This is a genomic window from Bacillus cereus group sp. BfR-BA-01379 (genome assembly GCF_022663605.1).
In the GTDB taxonomy this organism is placed as follows: Bacteria; Bacillota; Bacilli; order Bacillales; family Bacillaceae_G; genus Bacillus_A; species Bacillus_A mobilis.
In genome coordinates, this window is record NZ_JAKUFT010000086.1 from 1 (window position 1) to 19,380 (window position 19,380).

Genomic DNA, 19,380 nt, shown 5'->3' on the forward strand with positions numbered 1-19,380 from the left:
AAGATTATACAGAAAATTCAATCATATGTACATTTCATTATGTGAAAAAATCTTCCTATCGTATGGAGAGGTTTGCTTTGTTTGACACATGCAATTATATTAGCGATTTTTCGAATATATCAGCGCAACTCAAATTATATCGGCGATTTTTTAAATATATCGACCTATACAATAAAAAAGGTAATTCCAAAACATATTTTGGAACCACCTTTCCTGTACTACACTCGAACGTGTAACTTCATATTTGGATTATAAAATTGACTCGGACTCTTCAGTTGAAAAGTTCCTCCACCTTCATGCCAATCAACTGTTAACTTATCATCCATAAATACAAGCTTTGTGCGATCTGCAATAAAATTCATTACGCTAGATTCGATATCCACATCGCGCTCATCTTTTTCTGCTACAGCTACTAAATCGATAATTCCACTCATAACACAACCGCAACCTTCATTATCATAAAATAACTTTATATATTTCGCTTCACTTGGAATCGTATCCATAATCTTTTTATATGCTGCTTCTGTTACAGTAACGTACATATGTTAATGTTCATCCTCTCTCGTATCATTCATATATTGTACCACTATTTTTCTAAAACATTGTATACAGAAAATTAAGACTAATATGCAATGTATGTCATAAAGGAGGTTGTATTATCACTTATGTTCAAATTACTGCGATACCCCATCTTCTTAGGTCTACTCGGTAGCTTTTTTACTTCTAGCGGAATGGTATTACAACATATACTTCCCTATTCTCCCTCTATCGGCTGGATTTTAGGGTTTATTTGTTTCTATCCGCTTCCTATTTTGCTATGAAAAATAAGAAAAACTAACAAGGCAGGAATTCTTTTAAACAGGAGAAACAAATATGTCACTCATCGTTAGATCTAGCACAATCTCATTCTCCCCTATTTTTGAAATCTAGACATACAATACGATCGACCACACAAAACTATAGAATCCATAATATATATATAGTAGTTCTATTTTTAAAATAGATTTTCAAAATAGAGAAAGGAGAACGTACATGTACCCACGTAATTGTTTTAGTTGCGACGGCAGACGTAACAGTGGTTCTAACGGAAATACTGGGCCTACAGGCAGTACAGGTCCCACTGGTAGCACCGGCGCTACCGGAAGTACTGGACCTTCTGGGGCTACTGGTAGTACTGGACCTTCCGGAGCTGGCTTACAAAGTACTACCGCCTTTAGTCTAGCAGCCGCTTCCACCTATAAAACAGGACAAGTTGTCACTTATACGAGCAGCGGCTATGTTGTAAAAAAAGATGCCCCTCAAGGGTTTCCGAATATATCTCCAGATTATATCGTATTAGTAGAAAGTGGACCTACGGGTATCACTGGACCTTCCGGTAGTACTGGACCTTCTGGGAATACTGGACCTTCTGGGAATACTGGACCTTCTGGTAGCACTGGACCTTCCGGTAGCACTGGACCTTCTGGTAGCACTGGGCCTACGGGGAATACTGGACCTTCCGGTAGCACTGGCTCTACTGGCATCGCTGGGCCTTCTGGTAGCACTGGACCTTCTGGTAGCACTGGGCCTTCTGGTAATACTGGACCTTCTGGTAGCACTGGGCCTTCTGGTAGCACTGGACCTTCCGGCATCACTGGACCTACGGGAACTGCCGGTAGTACATCAGCAAAAAGTATTGTTTTTCAAGGAACAAATGCTGGTTTTCAACGTATAGCGGGCTCTCCTGGAATTGACTCCAATGTTATTCCATATGTCACTGCCGGAGCCGGTAGTATAGTTGGATTTGCTGCGTCTATAAATGTAAATAACTTACCTGCTGCTGTTTATACGATTGATATTTGCAGGAATGTCCCTACAAACCTCACTGCCCCTACTGCTAGTTACATCCTATCTACCATTACCTTAACTACTACTGACAAAATTACCGGAACTATAGTATTTTCAATTAAACCGACGGATACTGGATCAGGACAAATTCAAGTGTTTAACCCCACTCCAGCGGTAGGTCCCGCTACTGTAACTTGGACTAGCGTTACAACTGGAAATCCCATTTCGAGAGGAGATGCTATCTCCCTTTATATTAACCCTGGAATTACTGCCAGTGCTGTATATTCAATTTTTCTAATCACTAATATTTAGTCCCCTCTTAAAAGTAATTTATTTAACAAAAAAGACCCCAATAATTGGGGCCAACAAATAGAAACATAAATGAATTAAAACAAATAACAGACAAGTTCATTATATACTATCATTGTAAATGTATCCATATTCTGGATTTTAAAATTATATACACTATGTTAATGCAACTAACTTTCCTACCTTTATCAACATGTCTTCCTCTCATCCACGATAAAAAAGGGAGATCACGCTCAAATAAGTGATCTCCCTTTTTAAAATATTTTTTATTACATCGGCAACATAACCTTCACCGTCGTTCCAACCCCAACTTCACTTTCAAAACTCATTTTACCGTTGTGGTCTTTAATAATTTTTTCTGTGACTACTAACCCTAAACCTGTTCCTGTTTCTTTCGTTGTGTAAAAAGCTTCATTTAGCTTCGGAATTTTGTCTTTTGGAATGCCGCAACCCTCATCCTTAACTTGGACAATGATTGCATCTTCTACAGTCACTTTAATCGTAATCGTTCCACCAACTGACATTGCTTCAATTGCATTTTTAATTAAATTAAAAAATACTTGTTTTAATCGTTTTTCATCGCATATAATCGATGGTATGTCTTTACTATAAATACCTTGTATGTGCACTCCTTGCTTTAAAGCAGGCTTTCCCATAACTCGAATAACATAAGCGATAATTTCTTCTATATTATGAATTTCTGATTCTGGTGATTTAGATTTCTCAAATCCACTAAGTTCTGTAGCGATTGTATGAATGCGTTCTACTTCTTGTTTCATAATATCACTATATATTTTATCCTCAGGATATTTATTTGCTTGCTTATTCACAAATTTATCTAGATTCGCTAAAGGTCCTCTAATTTTGTAGCCAATAACTGTTGCCATTTTCCCAACCGTTGCTAGTTTTTCTGTTTGTTCTATTTCTTTATCCATCATCTCAAGCGTACGGATGTAAGACTGAAATCTCAAAAACATAATCCAACATATGATAGTAAATACGCTATATAATGCCATTGGGATTATAACGAGTGACGATTGAATCATGATTCCTATAAGAGCATACTTTCCAACAAGTATCCCCGTAACTAACCAAAAATACCTTTTGTTCACAAAGATTGGTGCAAATAAAATAAAAAATCCTTCTACTATGTTCCCACCATCAAACTCAGCGTCACTACCGTAATAAATCATAAAATTATGGATAAAATCTAATAGATTATATCCAATTAGAATAATATATTTTACTGCAAATGGATTTCTCCATTTCATAAAGTATATTCCAGTGCAAAATAAGATCACCATCAGAAAATAGAGCCATAACCCTAAACCATCTTCGAATTTCCCTACTCCTTCTTGCTCCCCTCCTATTAGAGGTACAATAAATTCGTAGGCAAGATCGTATACAAAAAATATAATAAAAAACAAACTTAAATATATTTTCAGCGCCTTGATTTCTTCATTTTTAAATATATCATCTTTATTCATATGGTAACTCCTAGCTTTTCTCCCACTTGGATTTCATTATTTCCACACTTTTTTGGAAGAATAATATCTATTCTCGTTCCCTTATTTCTTTCACTTGAAATATGTAATTCACCAAGGTGTTCGTTGACAATACGATCTGCTACAGTAAGTCCCAGGCCAATTTTATCTTGTTTCGTTGTATAAAAGGCCTCTTTAACACGCGCCAAATTTTCCTTCTTAATACCGTAACCATTATCAATTACACTTAGCACTACATAATCTTGTCCTTCATTGTCTAATCTTAAATCTAAAGTGCCACCTTGCTCCATTGCCTCCAGAGCATTTTTTATGACATATAGCACGACTCCTCTTATTTTCCGCTCATCACATTCAACTTCTATCACCTTTTCTTCTACACTAGAAATAAGCTGAACGCTAGATTCATTCATTTTTTCGCGAACAATCGTTACTGCTTGTAATGCAATTTCTCCTATATTATGTTTCTTATAAATAGAAGGTTTACATGTAGCAACTTCCATCAACTCACTTATCATACTATTCATATTTTCTATTTCAAAAATCATCTGTTTGTAAACAGGATCCTCTCCATGCTTCTCTCGTTGTAATTGCGTAAATCCTTTTAATGAAGCAAGTGGATTTTTAATTTCATGTCCTACTGTCGCTGCCATTTTTCCGACTACTGCTAATTTTTGTGATTCACTAGCAATCTTAATACTTTTCTTTACCGCTGAAAGGTATTGTATAAATCGATTTAAAATGATGTATGCCGCTATTAATACGAGTGTATACATAATGAGGAACATAAACGCTTTTACTTCCTCTAATACAAATAAATAAATTACATATTTCCCCACAATAGTCGAAAGTACAAACACAAAATACTTTTTATTTAAGAATATAGGTACAAAGAAAATGAGAATAATTTCTATTATATTTACCGCATCAAATACCGCTTTATTATAAAGCATATACGAAAGTATATTAGCCATTTCTATCCCTATGTATGCAAATATACATGCATATTTGACAAGAGGTGCTTTCTCTTTTTTTATTAAATAGATATTTGCACCCAGTATTGCTGTTCCGCAAATAACTTGCCATATTATGCTATGCCCCTTATCCATGAGTGATTTATTTTCTAATAAGATTACATAGAAAATTTGGTATAAAACAACAATGACATACAGCACCCACAAAAAGATTTTGGCATTCCTTTCTTCTTCTTTATATGATAGAAAACTTCCTTTCACTTCAACACCCCTTCAAAATAATATCTCGAAGAATACCATTTATTATAATAAATGATTTTCATAGACAAACAAAGATAAATCGAACATTTGAGGAAAATCATCCCAATAAAGCAAAGTATCTTCAGGCTATATATAAGCATAAAAGCTATAAACAATAATACGTATATTATGGGAGGTGTTTTATATGGACGGCAAAAAAAATAAAAAAACAGAACAATTGGAAGCCTTCACCCGCGAGAATGAAGGCAAGAAAATGACGACAAATACAGGTGTTACAATTTCAAATGATGAAAACTCTTTAACCGTTGGTGATCGTGGCCCTACTCTTCTAGAAGATTTTCTAATGCGAGAAAAGCTTGCTCATTTTGACCGTGAACGAATTCCTGAAAGAGTCGTTCACGCACGTGGATATGGCGCACATGGTATATTCGAACTATATGAATCTTTAGAAGAGCTAACAATGGCCAATTTTTTACAAGACCCTTCAAAAAAAACACCCCTTTTCGTTCGCTTCTCTGAAGTGGCTGGATCAAAAGGGGCGAATGAAACAAATCGAGATGTACGAGGGTTCGCCGTTAAATTTTATACAGAAGAAGGAAATTTTGATTTAGTAGGAAACAATATCCCGATTTTCTTCATCCAAGATGGCATTAAATTTCCTGATCTTATTCACGCCCTTAAACCTGAGCCGCATAATGAGATTCCCCAGGGACAAACGGCACATGATACATTTTGGGACTTCATCGCCAATAACCAAGAATCTGCTGCGATGATGATGTGGATTATGTCTGATCGTGCCATTCCAAGAAGCTTTCGAATGATGCAAGGATTTGGTGTTCATACATTCCGCTTAGTGAATAAAAATGGAAAGTCGCGATTCGTAAAATTTCACTGGAAGCCGAAGCTCGGCATTCATTCATTAATTTGGGATGAAGCTCAAAAATTAGGCGGCGCTGATCCAGATTACCATCGCCGTGATTTATGGGAAAATATTAATGCTGGAAACTATCCGGAGTACGAACTTGGCATTCAAATTTTAGAAGAAGAGGATGAATTTAAATACGATTTCGATATATTAGATGCGACGAAAATTTGGCCTGAAGAAGATTTCCCTGTTAAACTCATCGGAAAAATGACATTAAATCGCAACGTCGATAATGTATTCGCTGAAACGGAACAAGTCGCACTTCATCCCGGAAGTATCGTCCGCGGTATTGATTTCACCAATGATCCACTCTTACAAGGTAGGCTCTTTTCTTATACTGACACTCAATTAGCACGCGTCGGTACCAATTATCAAGAATTACCGATTAACCGTCCGGTATGCCCATTTCATAACAACCAAAGAGATGGTGCCTCTAAATATATAATTGATAAAGGAAAAGTCGCTTACCATAATAATTCCTTAGCAAATAACACGCCTTACACGGTCCCCGGTACAAAGGGTGGGTTCGTTACATATCCTTCCACTGTATCAGGGCATAAAACGAGAGAAACAGCCGCCAGTTTCAAAGATCATTTCTCTCAAGCACGTTTATTTTGGAATAGTATGAGTAACGTCGAGAAGGTTCATATTATGCAAGCCTTCTCCTTTGAATTAGGAAAAGTAAAAAGTAAATCCGTCCGTCAACAAGTCGTAAATATGATTGGTCATATTAGTACTGAATTAGCTACGTTAGTCGCTGAAGCGGTCGGAGCAAAAGTCCCAAATATTCAAGAATCGAGCGTTACGAAATCATCGCCAGCACTCAGTATGGCAAATACGACATTTAGTCCTAATACATTACGAGTAGGTGTCATTGTTGCAAATGGATATGACGGACAAAACGCGCAATATATACTAAATCAATTCAAACAAGTTGGGTTGCAGTCGGTGATTGTTTCCGAGCGGTTAGGTATTGTGCAAGGAACACAAAATGTACGCTGGGACGTGAATGATACTTTTTTAACAGGATCCTCACTTCTTTATGACGGGCTACTTCTTATTGGAGGAAACCTTGATGAAAAGTTTCTTAATAAAGCGACTTCATTTGTCGTAGAATCCTATAATCACTTTAAGCCCATTGGTGCCTTCCAAAATGGATCTACTGTTATTCAATCTTTAAATATTAACGGAAAGCCTGGTGTCTTAGTAGAACAGAACCCTACGCTCCTGGCGAATGCATTTATTAAAGCTATGACGAAACAACGCTTTTGGGATAGAGCATATGAATAGGTTAGGAGGATAATTTATGTTTGTTACTGTGGAGAAAGATGTGCATATTTTTGTGCAAGACGTAAATCCCGGACCCGTTAGTAAAACTGTGTTCTTCGTCCATGGCTGGCCTTTAAATCATCAAATGTATCAATATCAACTCAATGTGTTACCACAGCACGGGTTCCGCTGCATCGCTATGGATATACGTGGGAACGGGCAATCTGATAAACCGTGGACCGGTTACACATACGATCGTTTAGCAGACGATATCGCCATTGTTCTAGAAGCACTTCAAGTGGAAAATGCTACATTAGTCGGTTTCTCAGTAGGTGGTGCTCTTTCTATTCGGTACATGTCCCGCCATAATGGCCATCGCATTTCTAAACTTGTATTAGTCGATGCAGTTTCCCCCTCTTTCGTTAAAAATCAAGAATCACCCTATGGTGTCCCAAAAGAACAAGCAGATACCCTCATTAATCAAATGTATGTCAATATGCCCAAATTTTTAAATGATGTATCTTTATCATTTTTTAATAGAAACTTAGGTTCTGCTACGTTAGAATGGTTTTCTTATCTCGGTATGCAGTCTGCCTCCTACGCTCTCATCAAAATCTTGCAAGCAGCCGCAAATGAAGATGTAACGAAAGATTTAAGTAAAATTAACGTCCCAACAAAAATATTCCACGGTGTTCACGATCAACTTATCCCTTACAAAAGTGCTGAACTCACGCAAAAGCGGATCAAAAATTCTCAGTTATATCCTCTTACAAATAGCGGTCACGGCTCTCCAATCGATCAAGCGGATGAATTAAATGAAGAACTTATAAAGTTTTTGCATTCATAAAAATCTATGCCAAATCGTTTTGATAGGAATGCCGTTTTTGAAAAGAATAAAATTCACATATTTCTCACAAATCAATTAATAAAACGATTACATTTTCATTTATACTAAATGTACAGGTAATACTCCCTAAACCCAGCTTGTCTGGTTACCCCGTTAAATACTATAAAAAAAGAACTTGTATCGTTATACAAGTTCTTTTTGTTTTTCTATTTAAAAAGTATACTTTTACTATACTGCTTTCCAGCAAGTAAATCATATTGAATCATTTTATATTGCTCTAACATTTCTTGTTGTTCCTTTGTTAAATCTGTTATCTCTTCTCCATCTTTATTAACCTTTAACTCATCTCTAAGAACTGGTATTTCTTTATGCATTTCCGATAAAAATTGATAAAACGGTGATTGATTTAGTCCTGCATAATCAAAAACAAGACTAGAAAAATAAATTGGGCTTACTAAACCTAAATTGTCATTTGGCAAATCAAAGTTTGCATACATTAACAATGGTGTTTCTGACATAATTAATCTTTCTCTTACCGTCTCTTCATCTTCTATATATCCTGCTTCTTTATAAATAGATTTATTAGTTCCCAACATAGGTAAATGGTCTCCAAAGAAGACTAATAACGTAGGTCTGTCTAAATCATCAAGCTGCTCGATTAAATATTGCAACGCTTCATCAGACAATCTTACCCCTTCTGTATATGCCTCTAATTCTGCCTTCGATTCCTCTTCTGTTAATCCACTAATTTCTACTTTATTTTCTCCAAACATATTTGGCGTATACGGAAAATGATTTTGCATCGTCACCGCATGAATAAACGTAGGTTGTTTTCTCTTCTTTAATTCATCTATGATTTCTTTACTCATGGATAAATCACCAATATTATCTCCAACTACTTCTGTATTTTTCATCGTGTCTTCTGCATTAAAATTATCAAATCCCAATGTTTTATAAACATCATCCCTTTTATAAAACGATCGATTATAAGCATGAATTGCACTTGCATAATACCCTTGTTTTTTCAATTCACTTGCAATAGATGGAACTTCTTTCTGACTTGGGATAGCTTGTTGATATGGTATAGAACCAGGCATTAAAAGACTCATCGAGTAACTCGTTAATGCTTCAAATTCTGTATTCGCTGTATTCCCTCCAAATGTAGGAGCTATCGTTTGTCCCCCTGGGAAACTCTCTGTATAATGATGTAAATTCGGCACTGGATCTTCGCTAAATGACAGATTCGTTAATTTTGTCGGATCCCAGAATGCTTCACTCATAATAAATATAATATTCGGCTTCTCTGCCTTTTTTTGCGCTTTTACTTTACCACCATATTGCTTCTCTATATCCTTTGCAATTTGCTGCATATTTTCTTTTGAATATTCTTTCGGCTCTTTAATGACTGTCGTATCTAAGTTGCTTAAAAAGCCTATAACAAAGCCATTCACCTTATAATTTGCGGCTTGATTCCACGCGCGGATGTCTACTCCACTTTTTATAAATATATTATTCATAAAGGTAGTAGGATAGTTACTATATCCATACAACATAAACGCAGAGCCGCATATTAAAATAATCCTCATAATAATATGTGATTTTATAACTGGAATATACTTTCGTATATACATAATTACAAATATAATCAAAACAATGCCCACTATTGCCAGAAACATATTCCAAACACTGAAATAATCCATGACCATCGGTATAACGGAATTCATATGACCAATCTGTGTAAAATCAGATGGGTAGAATGGTTCTCCTCTAAAAATGAGTTTAAAATGGTTCACCATCACAAAAATAAGTAAGACTATGCTAGTTATCGTTGTACTTAAGAAAACTCTTCCAAGCAAATTATATGCAAAAACGTATACCATATAAATAAATAACAGGCTTAATATATACTGTCCATATTGTAAATACACCCATGTATTTACTACTATAAGGTTCATATCCTCCTGCACTACGATATACATCCAATTCATTGTATGAGCAATTAAAAATAATACGACATAAACTCGAATAGCCGGCCTAAGCTTATGACTGATGCCTTTATTTAAATGAATGATGTACAGTAGTACACTCCACAAAACGATAATGAGTATACTTATCTGTATTGTTCCATTGAAAAATTCTTTAGTTCTCTCAAATTCGAAAGACCTTAACATAACAAAGAATAGCGTTTCTAAACAGATCGCCCACATTCCGCTAAGAATGATAGAAATTAATAGATTCTTTCTCGGTTGTTGAGCCGAAAAACTAAAATGAAATTCATCTCTTCTTCGTCGCTGTGTAAAAACATTAAAACGCAATTGATTCCCTCTTTCCTTTACCCCTTCGTCTCGCATCAACAAACATATTGTCCTATACAAAATACCATATTTGTATACAGCTAGTCTCCCTATGTGCTTATAATATACACATGTATCCTTAATTTCCCCTTAAAAATACAATGAAACTGTAATGAGTCCGCCCCATTCAAGGTTGAATGGGATAAACCTTCTTCGCTCTATATTCTAGCAGCATAAAGTGAAACTTTAATCAGTGGGGGGGTTCTTCATCCCCCACTGATTATTAGTTGAACCAATCGGACTTTTATGGGCAGTTAATCCCCCACCTAACTTCTTTGCTTTCGCTGCATTTTGAGGTGGGGGTCTTACTGCCCATTAAAGCGGGATAAATGAACTATGCTTCACAAAATTATTACCAATAAGAAAAGAACCTACCAGCACTGACAGGTTCTCCTTCATTCTAACAGACATGAACATATGTATTATATAAGAGAATACATCCATACTTTCCATATAATACATACAAGTACGATAACTACAAAATCAAAAAGATCTAATCTCGGGCCCTTTTTCATATTCATCTCGAGCCACATATGAACCCATTTTATTTTTGTATATTTTTGAATGTGTTTCTTTGCAAATCGATAAATGAGTACTTGCATAATAAAAAATCCGACTACGAAAATGAATAAGAAAATGAGAAAATCGACCACAAAATTCCTCCCTATTTTTGCAGCGATTTTTCTACTATTTGATTTCTCAAAACCCACTCTTCAAATTGAGCACTTCCAAATTCCCAACTAAGATCCCGAGCATGTACAGAAAAAACGTAATGACCAGCATATTCGTCCATAAATCTACCTGTCTCAATCTCATCTTTCTGAAGACCATATGCCCCAAAATTAAAATACACATCCCACACGTCTTCATTCTTCCGCTTATAAGCAATCGATTCCATATCACATTCTGTTCCGAAATAATCAAGATGTAAATGTACGCTATCATCATATTCGTACTCCATTTTATCACCCCTTATATTTGTACTTCTTTATCACCCAAAAAATTCCTGCTATCCACACTCACATATGGGCACTTACCTACATATCATGCTTGTAGAGTGACTTCTAGGAGGTGTCATATAGTGAAAAAATTTATAGCTGTTTTTTGCATCATGTTACTAGCTGTTTTCACATTTGCTGCTTGCAGTAGTAAAAAAGAAGGTACGAAAGAAGCAACGCAAAACATTCGCGTTGGTGAAGTTACCCATTCTCTCTTCTACGCCCCGTTATATGTCGGGATTGAAAAAGGATTTTTTAAAGATGAAGGATTAAATATTGACCTCCAAACAACAGCTGGCGGAGATAAAACGATGACCGCCCTATTATCTGGCGGAATTGATATTGCTCTCGTCGGTTCTGAAACTTCCATTTACGTTCATCAACAAGGTGCAAAAGACCCTGTCATTAACTTCGCACAACTTACACAAACAGATGGAACATTTTTAGTTTCGCGTAAAAAATTAGACTCATTTAATTGGAATGACGTAAAAGGTGTTACTTTTTTAGGACAGCGTAAAGGCGGCATGCCGCAAATGGTTGGAGAATACGTTTTAAAGAAAAATGGTATTGATCCTCACAAAGATACAAACTTAGTTCAAAACATCGAATTTGCTAACATTGCAAATGCCTTTGCATCTGGCACTGGAGAATTTGTACAGCTCTTTGAACCGACTGCAAGTATATTAGAAAAAGAAGGTAAAGGTTACATCGTCGCTTCGTTCGGAAATGAATCTGGAACTGTTCCGTATACAACGTTCATGGCAAAAGAAAGTTTCTTAAAGAAAGATAAAGATGCTGCTGAGAAATTCACACGTGCGCTCTATAAAGCACAACAATGGGTTGATACACATAGTCCAGAAGAGATTGCTGATGCCCTGTCTCCGTTATTTAAAGACACTTCAAAAGACATTACAGTAAAAGTAATTGAACGGTATAAAAAGCAACATTCTTATGCGACAAATCCGCTATTAGATGCTGAAGAATGGAAACAACTCCAAACGATTATGAAAGAAGCTGGCGAATTACAAAAAGAAGTTCCACATGAAGCGCTCGTCAATACAAAAATTGCCGAAAGCGTTATTAAGAAATAGAGGCGAAGTGTATGAGTTTTTTACAAATACGTAACGTTTCTCACTGCTTTTTCGCAAAAGAGAATGCTAAGTTGATTCTCGAAGACATGAGTTTACAAGTGGAAAAAGGAGAATTTATTTCTATACTCGGCCCAAGTGGTTGCGGCAAAACAACACTCCTCTCCATTATTGCTGGGCTGCTTGATCCAATTGAGGGCATCGTCTTTTTAGATGGTGAGCCCATTACAACGAAAACTTCATCTATGGGGTATATGTTGCAGCAAGATTACTTGTTCCCTTGGAAAACAATTGAAGAGAATATTATGCTTGGACTTCACACCCGAAAAATTTACAATGAACAGACGAAAGAACACACTTTACAACTTTTAAAACAAGTCGGTCTACATGATGTAGAAGAGCAATACCCTCGTGAACTGTCCGGTGGTATGCGTCAACGTGCCGCTCTCGTTCGAACGTTAGCGACCGATCCGAAAATTTTATTGCTAGATGAACCTTTTTCGGCTCTCGATTATCAAACGAAGTTGAAACTAGAAGATCTCGTCTTCACATTATTACGTAACTATAAAAAAACATCACTACTTGTAACACACGATATTGAAGAAGCCATTGCGATGAGTGATCGTATTTATTTACTGCAAGCAAACCCTGGAAAAATTGCGAAAACATTTATCGTCCCAGAAAGCATCCGTTCCTTATCACCGTTAGAATCACGCCACCACCATGATTTCCCATCCCTCTTCCAAGATATATGGAAGGAGCTGGAGCGACTTGGATAATATAAAACAACTACATGAACAGTTTCGGAAGAAAGAACGCAAGCGCGCATGGTTAGCACGGTCTTTACAGCTTTTACTGCTCATTCTTTTCTTTGCACTATGGGAAATAGCTAGCAAAAAAGAGTGGATTGATCCTTTACTCTTTAGCTCTCCTTCAAGCATTTGGGATCTCTTCCTTAGTAAATGGATTGACGGTTCGCTTTGGGTTCACATATGGACGACATTACTTGAAACAGGAGTAGGCTTCATTCTTGGAACAGTGCTCGGCGCTATTATCGCTACTTTTCTTTGGTGGATGCCGCTTCTCGCCCGCGTACTCGATCCCTATCTCGTCGTCCTAAACGCCATGCCAAAAGTGGCACTTGGACCTATTATCATTGTAATCTTCGGTCCAAATATTTCTTCGTCGATTGCAATGGGCGTAATTATTTCCATCATCATTACCATTCTCGTTATTTACAGTGCATTTCAAGAAGTCGATTCTAACTATATAAAAGTGATGGACACATTTGGCGCAAATAAATGGCAATGTTATAAACAAGTAGTTCTCCCTGCATCCTTCCCAGCAATTATTTCAACGTTAAAAGTGAACGTTGGTTTATCGTGGGTCGGTGTTATATTCGGTGAACTTCTCGTCTCTAAACAAGGTCTTGGCTACTTAATTAGCTACGGATTCCAAGTATTTAATTTCACGCTCGTCTTACTGAGCGTACTACTCACCTGTGTCCTCGCAACACTTATGTATGTGTTTGTTGAGGCATTTGAAAAACTTCTAATTGGGAAACGAAAAAGAAGCTGACTTAGAGCGATAGACTATAGTCAGCTTCTTTCTTTACCTTTTATCACACATCTTTGTTTCATTTGTAACGTTGCCATCCGCGACTGTAACTGTATGGAAACAATCTTTCACACGTACTGTAACGACATTTTCTTTTCGATCTATTACATGATAATCATCATACTTTTTATTTAATGCACTACGAATTTGCTCTCCTTCAAAAATCGGAAAACCGTGAGACATTACCCAAATGAGACCAGCAACCGCAAGAATCGTTTTCATACGTTTCATTACCTCCTTGAGAGTAAACTTATAGTCCCTACAATATGCGCATTATAATTGTGTCTAATTTGTGACATTTTTATACTAATTCTCTTTTAAAGCTTCAGTTCCTTCTTCTTTTTTATAAAAGAGACAGAATTTTCAATTTTATCAATGTGAAAAAACGCAAAGAACTAAAATTCTTTACGTTTTCTTGGCTTACATATATAACTCGCATTAGTGTCCACTTTGTTGTTCTAACGTTTTCGAAACATCATATAATCCCGTCAACACTTCCGCTCTCATTTTTACAAGCTCAGGGAACTGATAGAAGAACGCAATTTTTTTATACTTTAACTCCGATCCTTCTTTCACCTTTTTGGAATCTTGCAAAATAAACGCTGTAAACGTATCTGCAATATCTTCCGCTACATTTGTCGTTCCATACTGCGATACAAATTCCTCATGCTTTTCCTTAAAAAATTCAATTTGAGCTTCTTCACTTTCTTCCACTTTCTTTTCTGTCCACTCCTGCTCAATATCCTTCCAGAAAGAGTTATAAAATTGATTAATATAAGATTTCCCCCTCGCACACCCCTCTTGTAAGAACAGCATTTCACAGTTACTTCTGTAATTTGAAATATCTTTATCTTCGTCAAAATCCTTCAAATACTTTTCATCTACTGGTATTTGCTTATGCCCAAGCGTCAACACATGAGCCGTCTCATGAATTAATGTTTTCATCACTTCATCGATATTTACCGCAGAATCCAGTATATCTAAGCTTAGAGTCCAATCTTTCGGATTCTCCATACTAGGCATAACGTGGGCAACAACGCCGTCATAACCGTCCGTTATTAAATCGAATTCTGTTATATTCCCGCGATATTTAGCTGGGATCAGAGTGCGGTACATATCCCATAAGTCTTCATGATACCCTCTATCTTGCCGTTGTTGTAGCACCTCTTCTTTCGCTTCTTTATCTTCAGCGAATACTTTATTTAAACGTTTCCGTTCTATTTTTTCAAAATAAGGATCTACAATTTCATCACCATCGATATAATACGATGCTAAAAAGAAATAATTTTCGTCATCCTCTTTTTTCTGCTCTACCTCTTTCATATCCGCACTTTTATGCTCTTCTATATCATAATCTTCTACTGCTTCAAGCTCAGATAATCCATCTATTTTTTCATATACTTTTTGAAGTTTCTTATCTCCTATTTTCACGCATTCTTCTTCTGCCTTACAAACTTCTTTTTCCTTCACACTCTTCATAGAACTATCGCATCCTGTTGTTAAACCAATTGCAACGACAAACCCTACTAACTTGCCATACAGTCTCTTCATATAAACCTCCGTCGTGCCATTCTACAAAAATATCATAATCAATTTCTAACGAATATGCGATACTTAATTATACAAACTATAAGGAGGTTTCTCATGATTCAAGCAGTCTTATTCGACTTAGATGGAACACTATTAGATCGGCGCCAATCTCTAGAACAGTTTATTCATGATCAATATAATCGCTTTGCCTCTCACTTAATGAACATAGAAAAACCAGAGTATTGTTCTCGATTTCTTAAGCTCGATAATAATGGCTATACGTGGAAAGATAAAGTATATGCTACTCTCCTTTGCGAATATAACATTACCACTTTAACACCAGAGCAACTGCTGCACGACTATATTACAAACTTTCAACACCATTGTATTCCTTTCAAAAACATGCATGAATTACTCCATCGTTTAACACAACAAAATATTAAAATCGGCATTATTACAAATGGCTTTACTGAGTTTCAAATAAACAATCTTCGCGCACTAAACATACATACGTATACAAACACAATTCTCGTTTCAGAAGCGGAAGGAATTAAAAAGCCACATCCTGAAATTTTCGAGCGAGCTTTGCAAAAACTAGACGTTAAGGCCACAGAATGTCTTTACGTTGGAGATCATCCAGAAAACGATGTGCTTGGTTCTGAACGAGTAGGGATTCTTGGTGTGTGGAAGAGAGATTCATTTTGGGGTGACTTTGAGCATCCACGTATAGTGAACGATTTGTTGGAGGTGCTTTCGTTTTTAGAGGTAAAGATGAAAACATTACGATAGTACATGGAATTTTATTAGTGATATGGTAAGGAATATCAACTTATCAACAAAAAATCATAAGAGGAGACCGTTATTCAAAAACGCCTCCTCTTCCCTTATGATTCATATACTGTAAACTGCGGTTTACTCGGATGATCTTTCACTTGCGCATCATCTGGAAACTTTGAAACTTTTTGATATAGGGCAATGTCGCCGATACAACCTACTGTTAGTAAAATCCCTAAAAATGAGATGGATTGCATATTCGTAGCTAACCCGATTACAATTGGCAAAATGCCAGTTGGTAAAAACGGCAGCATTAACACTTTCTTCATTTGCTTTACTGTAATCTCCTGTTTAGAATGCGCATATGCAACACCTAATTTCCAATTCACACCCCATTTCAGTTCACTCCACGGCACACCACCGATATAGCGAAATCCTATTAAATGTATCGCTTCATGAATACAAACGAGAACAATCATTGCGATAATAAAAAGAAACAGGGTTGGTAACGTAATTTCAATTTGAAACCCACCTGAAAGAAGTGAATGTAAAAAACTAACTCCTATCGCCAGAGCGAATGCTATACAACATGAATAGAAATTTAATTTCCCCATCGAAACAGTAACAGTCGTTTCTTTTCTTTTCTCCATCTTTCCCCTCCTAAAATGTAAATATACCTTTACAAAATTGTATAATATATCCAAAACAATATAAAGATATATTTACATTTATTCTTACACACAAAAAAAAGAAACCGGCTACTTTACTTCGTAAAACAGCCGATTTCTTCTATATGTTTCATCGTACGTGCCAATACATCGTCACGCATTATAAAGCTAAATTTTCTATCCGTTTTAATGTTGTCAGGAATGTCTGTTAATAAAACAGACCCTTTCGTTTCTTCGTAATGCGTATGTTCTTCTACCGCACTAATTGTTGCAAAATAAATGTTTTTAATGATTATTTTGTCTTTTCCAGATACTTTATATTGTCCTAAGTAAGTTAAATCAGAAACTATGCCGCCGGTTTCTTCATGAACCTCTCGAACTGCCGCTTCTTCCGGTGTTTCCCCGAGTTCCACTTTACCACCTGGAAATTCAAGACCGCGACGTAAATGATGCGTTAATAACCATTGATCCCCGTACCGGCATACAACCCAAACATGCTTTGGCTCAGGAGAAAATGGATAACGTTCAAACGATAATTGTACAGTGTTGTGGTAATAATCTTTAAATTTGTACATGCCATTACTCCCCTATTGATGGTTACAAGTTTTTCCTACCACAAATTGTAGCATATTCTCGCTTTTCTGCATAATATTATCCAATTACAATCCATTGATTATTCCCATTTGCGCGACTAATTCTTTCGTCTCATGATTTCCTAAATCGTAAATCATTTTATATGCTTTTTGTAGTTGTTCATCATATCGGTCATTATTTGAATCGTGATGATACTCAACAAACGGAACGTGAGAACGTACAAATGAACCTAAATCCTCTACATATGCTTGATCGAAGTACTCTCTTAACTCCGTAATTTCCTCATCACTTGCGGAAATCTCAAAATTATACGTATCCGCCGTCTTCACTTGTGAAATTTGACCGTTTCCTATTGATATATAATATGTTTTTTTCGTCTCCATGTAACACCCTTCTTTCATCCTTTTAATTTCTATTGTTTTCATCAATTACAAAATTATGTAAAATAAAGAGAAGGAGGGATTTTATGCTCAAAATATTAATTATCGGTATTATAATCGTCCTAGTCATACTAGTACTCTCCGTCATGACGATTAATAAAGGCTACGCTTATAAACATTCTGTTGATAAGCCAGAAGATAACCCTTATACAAAAAACAGCAAGAAGAATTCATAATACGCTTCGTATACTACTTATTTAGCAAACGTCATATACAGTATTCGTTTACTGGCAGGTCAGCATAACTTTCTATCACTTTCACAATTTCTATTAAGTGCTTTACTGTTTGTTATTACCATTAAACAAATAAGGAAAAAGGATTCATTATTATTATTCTCATTATCAACTATATAAAATAACTGGAGGTATATATGCTAAAAGGGGTACAGATTACTTTTGCACTTATCGCTTTATGTATAGCAATCTATGGATTTTTTACTGGCAATAGAGAAATCATGCCTTATATGTTCATTTTCTTAGGATTAATGGCTTTCACTGTAGGGCTAGGAGAAATAAAACAAGACAGAAAATCTAGCGGTATACTCGCTTTCATGGCTGGAGCTGGTGCTTTATTTCTTAGTTTCTCAGAACTATTCCGGTAAGTAGTCTATTTAAAAGGTGGAGATTTATATGCTAAAAATCTTTCGCATTATATCCGCTCTTATTGTCATCGCTCTCGCTCTATCCGGAATGTTGACAAACGCACTTGTTACAATGCCTTATATGCTCCTCGCCTTATCTATTATGACTTTCATCATGAGTGCAGAAGAAAAACAGAAACAAAAGAAAGTACACAGTACACTCTCCTTCTTTTCTGGCGTATTCACTTTAATCGTTGCTATTATAATTTTTGTCTCTCGGTAATTATTTTTCTACTAGGAGGTTCAAATGCATATAAGAAAATTACAGCTAACCATCGTTTTTATTACGTTGATCTTATGTTTATCATTTCCCGACAGAAAACTCCCACCTCAAGGAATGGGTAGGACATGTTCCAATGAGTAGGTGGGAGCTGAATGACGGTTAGGCAACAGCCTAAAGGTTCTTCTTGTTGAAGAATCAGTATAAGGTACCGGTATCGTAATCAGTTCGTTCCTATAGAAAGAAAATGTTATAGCTCAGAGGAATTTTTACATCTACGAAATTGTTTCATTTGTATTTTTTTGAAAGGGACAGAGGACTTTCGACAAAAAAGAAGAAATAATACGTGATCAGTATTATTTGGTTATATCATGATATCGTTCCCATGCATATCATGAAAAAGATTGTAAACAAATAAAAAAGGAAGTGAGGTGAAAAGCGGTGCTTATCCATAAAGCGTATCAGTTTCGGATCTATCCTAGTTTAGAACAAAAAATAGCTATTACGAAAACAATTGGTTGTTCACGATTTGTATTTAACTAC

At 36.1% G+C, this 19,380-nt stretch carries 22 protein-coding genes and 1 pseudogene; 12 read left to right on the forward strand and 11 right to left on the reverse strand.

The window, feature by feature from the left end:
• Positions 1–218: 218 nt before the first annotated feature.
• Positions 219–542: an iron-sulfur cluster biosynthesis family protein gene (locus tag MR113_RS23405; protein WP_242257037.1), complete on the reverse strand. Its 324-nt coding sequence runs from the start codon at positions 540–542 to the stop codon at positions 219–221.
• Positions 543–632: 90 nt separating this feature from the next.
• Between MR113_RS23405 and MR113_RS23410 the strand changes: the two are divergent.
• Together MR113_RS23410 and MR113_RS23415 are read left to right on the forward strand one after the other, a co-directional pair.
• Positions 633–838 (forward strand): annotated as a pseudogene (locus MR113_RS23410) (hypothetical protein).
• Between the two features lie 194 nt (positions 839–1,032).
• Entirely contained in the window at positions 1,033–2,139 is a 1,107-nt protein-coding gene (locus MR113_RS23415; protein ID WP_242257038.1) for a collagen-like domain-containing protein, read from the forward strand.
• 266 nt (positions 2,140–2,405) lie between these two features.
• Here MR113_RS23415 and MR113_RS23420 read toward each other — a convergent pair whose 3' ends face one another.
• Positions 2,406–3,623 (reverse strand): ATP-binding protein, encoded by a 1,218-nt coding sequence (locus MR113_RS23420; RefSeq protein ID WP_242257039.1) that lies wholly within the window; start codon positions 3,621–3,623, stop codon positions 2,406–2,408.
• Positions 3,620–4,873, reverse strand: coding sequence for an ATP-binding protein (locus MR113_RS23425; protein WP_242257040.1), 1,254 nt, complete (start codon positions 4,871–4,873; stop codon positions 3,620–3,622). The genes MR113_RS23420 and MR113_RS23425 overlap by 4 nt, the downstream gene beginning before the upstream one ends.
• Before the next feature lie 184 nt (positions 4,874–5,057).
• Between MR113_RS23425 and MR113_RS23430 the strand changes: the two genes are divergently transcribed.
• Entirely contained in the window at positions 5,058–7,088 is a 2,031-nt protein-coding gene (locus MR113_RS23430) for a catalase (protein ID WP_242257041.1), read from the forward strand.
• A 16-nt stretch (positions 7,089–7,104) separates the two neighbouring features.
• A complete protein-coding gene (locus tag MR113_RS23435; RefSeq protein WP_242257042.1) occupies positions 7,105–7,914 on the forward strand; it encodes an alpha/beta fold hydrolase in 810 nt (269 codons plus the stop codon).
• Positions 7,915–8,120: 206 nt separating this feature from the next.
• Here MR113_RS23435 and MR113_RS23440 read toward each other — a convergent pair whose 3' ends face one another.
• From MR113_RS23440 to MR113_RS23450, 3 genes are all read right to left on the reverse strand, one after another.
• Positions 8,121–10,265, reverse strand: coding sequence for an LTA synthase family protein (locus MR113_RS23440; RefSeq protein WP_242257051.1), 2,145 nt, complete (start codon positions 10,263–10,265; stop codon positions 8,121–8,123).
• A 425-nt stretch (positions 10,266–10,690) separates the two neighbouring features.
• Positions 10,691–10,921, reverse strand: a complete 231-nt coding sequence (locus tag MR113_RS23445) for a hypothetical protein (protein WP_242257043.1) — start codon at positions 10,919–10,921, stop codon at positions 10,691–10,693.
• Positions 10,922–10,932: 11 nt separating this feature from the next.
• A complete protein-coding gene (locus tag MR113_RS23450) occupies positions 10,933–11,229 on the reverse strand; it encodes a DUF3986 family protein (protein ID WP_000455571.1) in 297 nt (98 codons plus the stop codon).
• Positions 11,230–11,349: 120 nt separating this feature from the next.
• Between MR113_RS23450 and MR113_RS23455 the strand changes: the two genes are divergently transcribed.
• The 3 genes from MR113_RS23455 to MR113_RS23465 are packed head-to-tail and all read left to right on the forward strand — an operon-like array spanning position 11,350 to position 13,932.
• Entirely contained in the window at positions 11,350–12,357 is a 1,008-nt protein-coding gene (locus tag MR113_RS23455; RefSeq protein WP_242257044.1) for an ABC transporter substrate-binding protein, read from the forward strand.
• Between the two features lie 11 nt (positions 12,358–12,368).
• Positions 12,369–13,133, forward strand: a complete 765-nt coding sequence (locus MR113_RS23460) for an ABC transporter ATP-binding protein (protein WP_242257045.1) — start codon at positions 12,369–12,371, stop codon at positions 13,131–13,133.
• The gene (locus MR113_RS23465; protein WP_063262094.1) at positions 13,126–13,932 is read left to right on the forward strand and encodes an ABC transporter permease; all 807 of its coding nucleotides are present in this window, start codon (positions 13,126–13,128) and stop codon (positions 13,930–13,932) included. The genes MR113_RS23460 and MR113_RS23465 overlap by 8 nt, the downstream gene beginning before the upstream one ends.
• A gap of 33 nt (positions 13,933–13,965) precedes the next feature.
• Here MR113_RS23465 and MR113_RS23470 read toward each other — a convergent pair whose 3' ends face one another.
• The gene (locus tag MR113_RS23470; protein ID WP_000849118.1) at positions 13,966–14,193 is read right to left on the reverse strand and encodes a hypothetical protein; all 228 of its coding nucleotides are present in this window, start codon (positions 14,191–14,193) and stop codon (positions 13,966–13,968) included.
• Positions 14,194–14,409: 216 nt separating this feature from the next.
• Entirely contained in the window at positions 14,410–15,522 is a 1,113-nt protein-coding gene (locus tag MR113_RS23475) for a recombinase family protein (protein WP_242257046.1), read from the reverse strand.
• 93 nt (positions 15,523–15,615) lie between these two features.
• Between MR113_RS23475 and MR113_RS23480 the strand changes: the two genes are divergently transcribed.
• On the forward strand, positions 15,616–16,290 hold the full coding sequence (locus MR113_RS23480) for an HAD family hydrolase (protein ID WP_242257047.1): 675 nt from the start codon (positions 15,616–15,618) through the stop codon (positions 16,288–16,290).
• A gap of 95 nt (positions 16,291–16,385) precedes the next feature.
• On the opposite strand, the gene MR113_RS23485 is transcribed toward MR113_RS23480, so the two are convergent.
• From MR113_RS23485 to MR113_RS23495, 3 genes are all read right to left on the reverse strand, one after another.
• Entirely contained in the window at positions 16,386–16,925 is a 540-nt protein-coding gene (locus MR113_RS23485; RefSeq protein ID WP_242257048.1) for a DUF3267 domain-containing protein, read from the reverse strand.
• 113 nt (positions 16,926–17,038) lie between these two features.
• Positions 17,039–17,518 carry an antimutator 8-oxo-(dGTP/GTP)ase gene (gene mutTA, locus MR113_RS23490; protein WP_000276386.1) on the reverse strand — a complete coding sequence of 160 codons (480 nt, stop codon included), beginning with the start codon at positions 17,516–17,518 and terminating at the stop codon, positions 17,039–17,041.
• Positions 17,519–17,602: 84 nt separating this feature from the next.
• Positions 17,603–17,920, reverse strand: coding sequence for a hypothetical protein (locus tag MR113_RS23495; RefSeq protein ID WP_000448410.1), 318 nt, complete (start codon positions 17,918–17,920; stop codon positions 17,603–17,605).
• 83 nt (positions 17,921–18,003) lie between these two features.
• On the opposite strand from MR113_RS23495, the gene ytzI reads away from it, so the two are divergent.
• The 4 genes from ytzI to MR113_RS23515 form a co-directional block, all read left to right on the forward strand.
• Entirely contained in the window at positions 18,004–18,153 is a 150-nt protein-coding gene (gene ytzI, locus MR113_RS23500; protein WP_000912935.1) for a YtzI protein, read from the forward strand.
• A 194-nt stretch (positions 18,154–18,347) separates the two neighbouring features.
• The gene (locus tag MR113_RS23505; protein WP_242257049.1) at positions 18,348–18,578 is read left to right on the forward strand and encodes a YczI family protein; all 231 of its coding nucleotides are present in this window, start codon (positions 18,348–18,350) and stop codon (positions 18,576–18,578) included.
• Between the two features lie 28 nt (positions 18,579–18,606).
• The gene (locus MR113_RS23510) at positions 18,607–18,840 is read left to right on the forward strand and encodes a DUF3953 domain-containing protein (RefSeq protein WP_242257050.1); all 234 of its coding nucleotides are present in this window, start codon (positions 18,607–18,609) and stop codon (positions 18,838–18,840) included.
• Between the two features lie 438 nt (positions 18,841–19,278).
• Positions 19,279–19,380 (forward strand): helix-turn-helix domain-containing protein (locus MR113_RS23515; protein WP_242251933.1); only part of this gene is annotated, 102 nt, incomplete at its 3' end.

What these genes read in the sequence shown, in the direction of transcription:
- MR113_RS23405 (WP_242257037.1), bottom strand. Translation starts at nt 542, where the DNA reads ATGTACGTTACTGTAACAGAAGCAGCATATAAAAAGATTATGGATACG.
- MR113_RS23415 (WP_242257038.1), top strand. Translation starts at nt 1,033, where the DNA reads ATGTACCCACGTAATTGTTTTAGTTGCGACGGCAGACGTAACAGTGGT.
- MR113_RS23420 (WP_242257039.1), bottom strand. Translation starts at nt 3,623, where the DNA reads ATGAATAAAGATGATATATTTAAAAATGAAGAAATCAAGGCGCTGAAA.
- MR113_RS23430 (WP_242257041.1), top strand. Translation starts at nt 5,058, where the DNA reads ATGGACGGCAAAAAAAATAAAAAAACAGAACAATTGGAAGCCTTCACC.
- MR113_RS23435 (WP_242257042.1), top strand. Translation starts at nt 7,105, where the DNA reads ATGTTTGTTACTGTGGAGAAAGATGTGCATATTTTTGTGCAAGACGTA.
- MR113_RS23440 (WP_242257051.1), bottom strand. Translation starts at nt 10,265, where the DNA reads ATGCGAGACGAAGGGGTAAAGGAAAGAGGGAATCAATTGCGTTTTAAT.
- MR113_RS23450 (WP_000455571.1), bottom strand. Translation starts at nt 11,229, where the DNA reads ATGGAGTACGAATATGATGATAGCGTACATTTACATCTTGATTATTTC.
- MR113_RS23460 (WP_242257045.1), top strand. Translation starts at nt 12,369, where the DNA reads ATGAGTTTTTTACAAATACGTAACGTTTCTCACTGCTTTTTCGCAAAA.
- MR113_RS23470 (WP_000849118.1), bottom strand. Translation starts at nt 14,193, where the DNA reads ATGAAAACGATTCTTGCGGTTGCTGGTCTCATTTGGGTAATGTCTCAC.
- MR113_RS23475 (WP_242257046.1), bottom strand. Translation starts at nt 15,522, where the DNA reads ATGAAGAGACTGTATGGCAAGTTAGTAGGGTTTGTCGTTGCAATTGGT.
- MR113_RS23480 (WP_242257047.1), top strand. Translation starts at nt 15,616, where the DNA reads ATGATTCAAGCAGTCTTATTCGACTTAGATGGAACACTATTAGATCGG.
- MR113_RS23485 (WP_242257048.1), bottom strand. Translation starts at nt 16,925, where the DNA reads ATGGAGAAAAGAAAAGAAACGACTGTTACTGTTTCGATGGGGAAATTA.
- mutTA (WP_000276386.1), bottom strand. Translation starts at nt 17,518, where the DNA reads ATGTACAAATTTAAAGATTATTACCACAACACTGTACAATTATCGTTT.
- MR113_RS23495 (WP_000448410.1), bottom strand. Translation starts at nt 17,920, where the DNA reads ATGGAGACGAAAAAAACATATTATATATCAATAGGAAACGGTCAAATT.
- ytzI (WP_000912935.1), top strand. Translation starts at nt 18,004, where the DNA reads ATGCTCAAAATATTAATTATCGGTATTATAATCGTCCTAGTCATACTA.
- MR113_RS23505 (WP_242257049.1), top strand. Translation starts at nt 18,348, where the DNA reads ATGCTAAAAGGGGTACAGATTACTTTTGCACTTATCGCTTTATGTATA.
- MR113_RS23510 (WP_242257050.1), top strand. Translation starts at nt 18,607, where the DNA reads ATGCTAAAAATCTTTCGCATTATATCCGCTCTTATTGTCATCGCTCTC.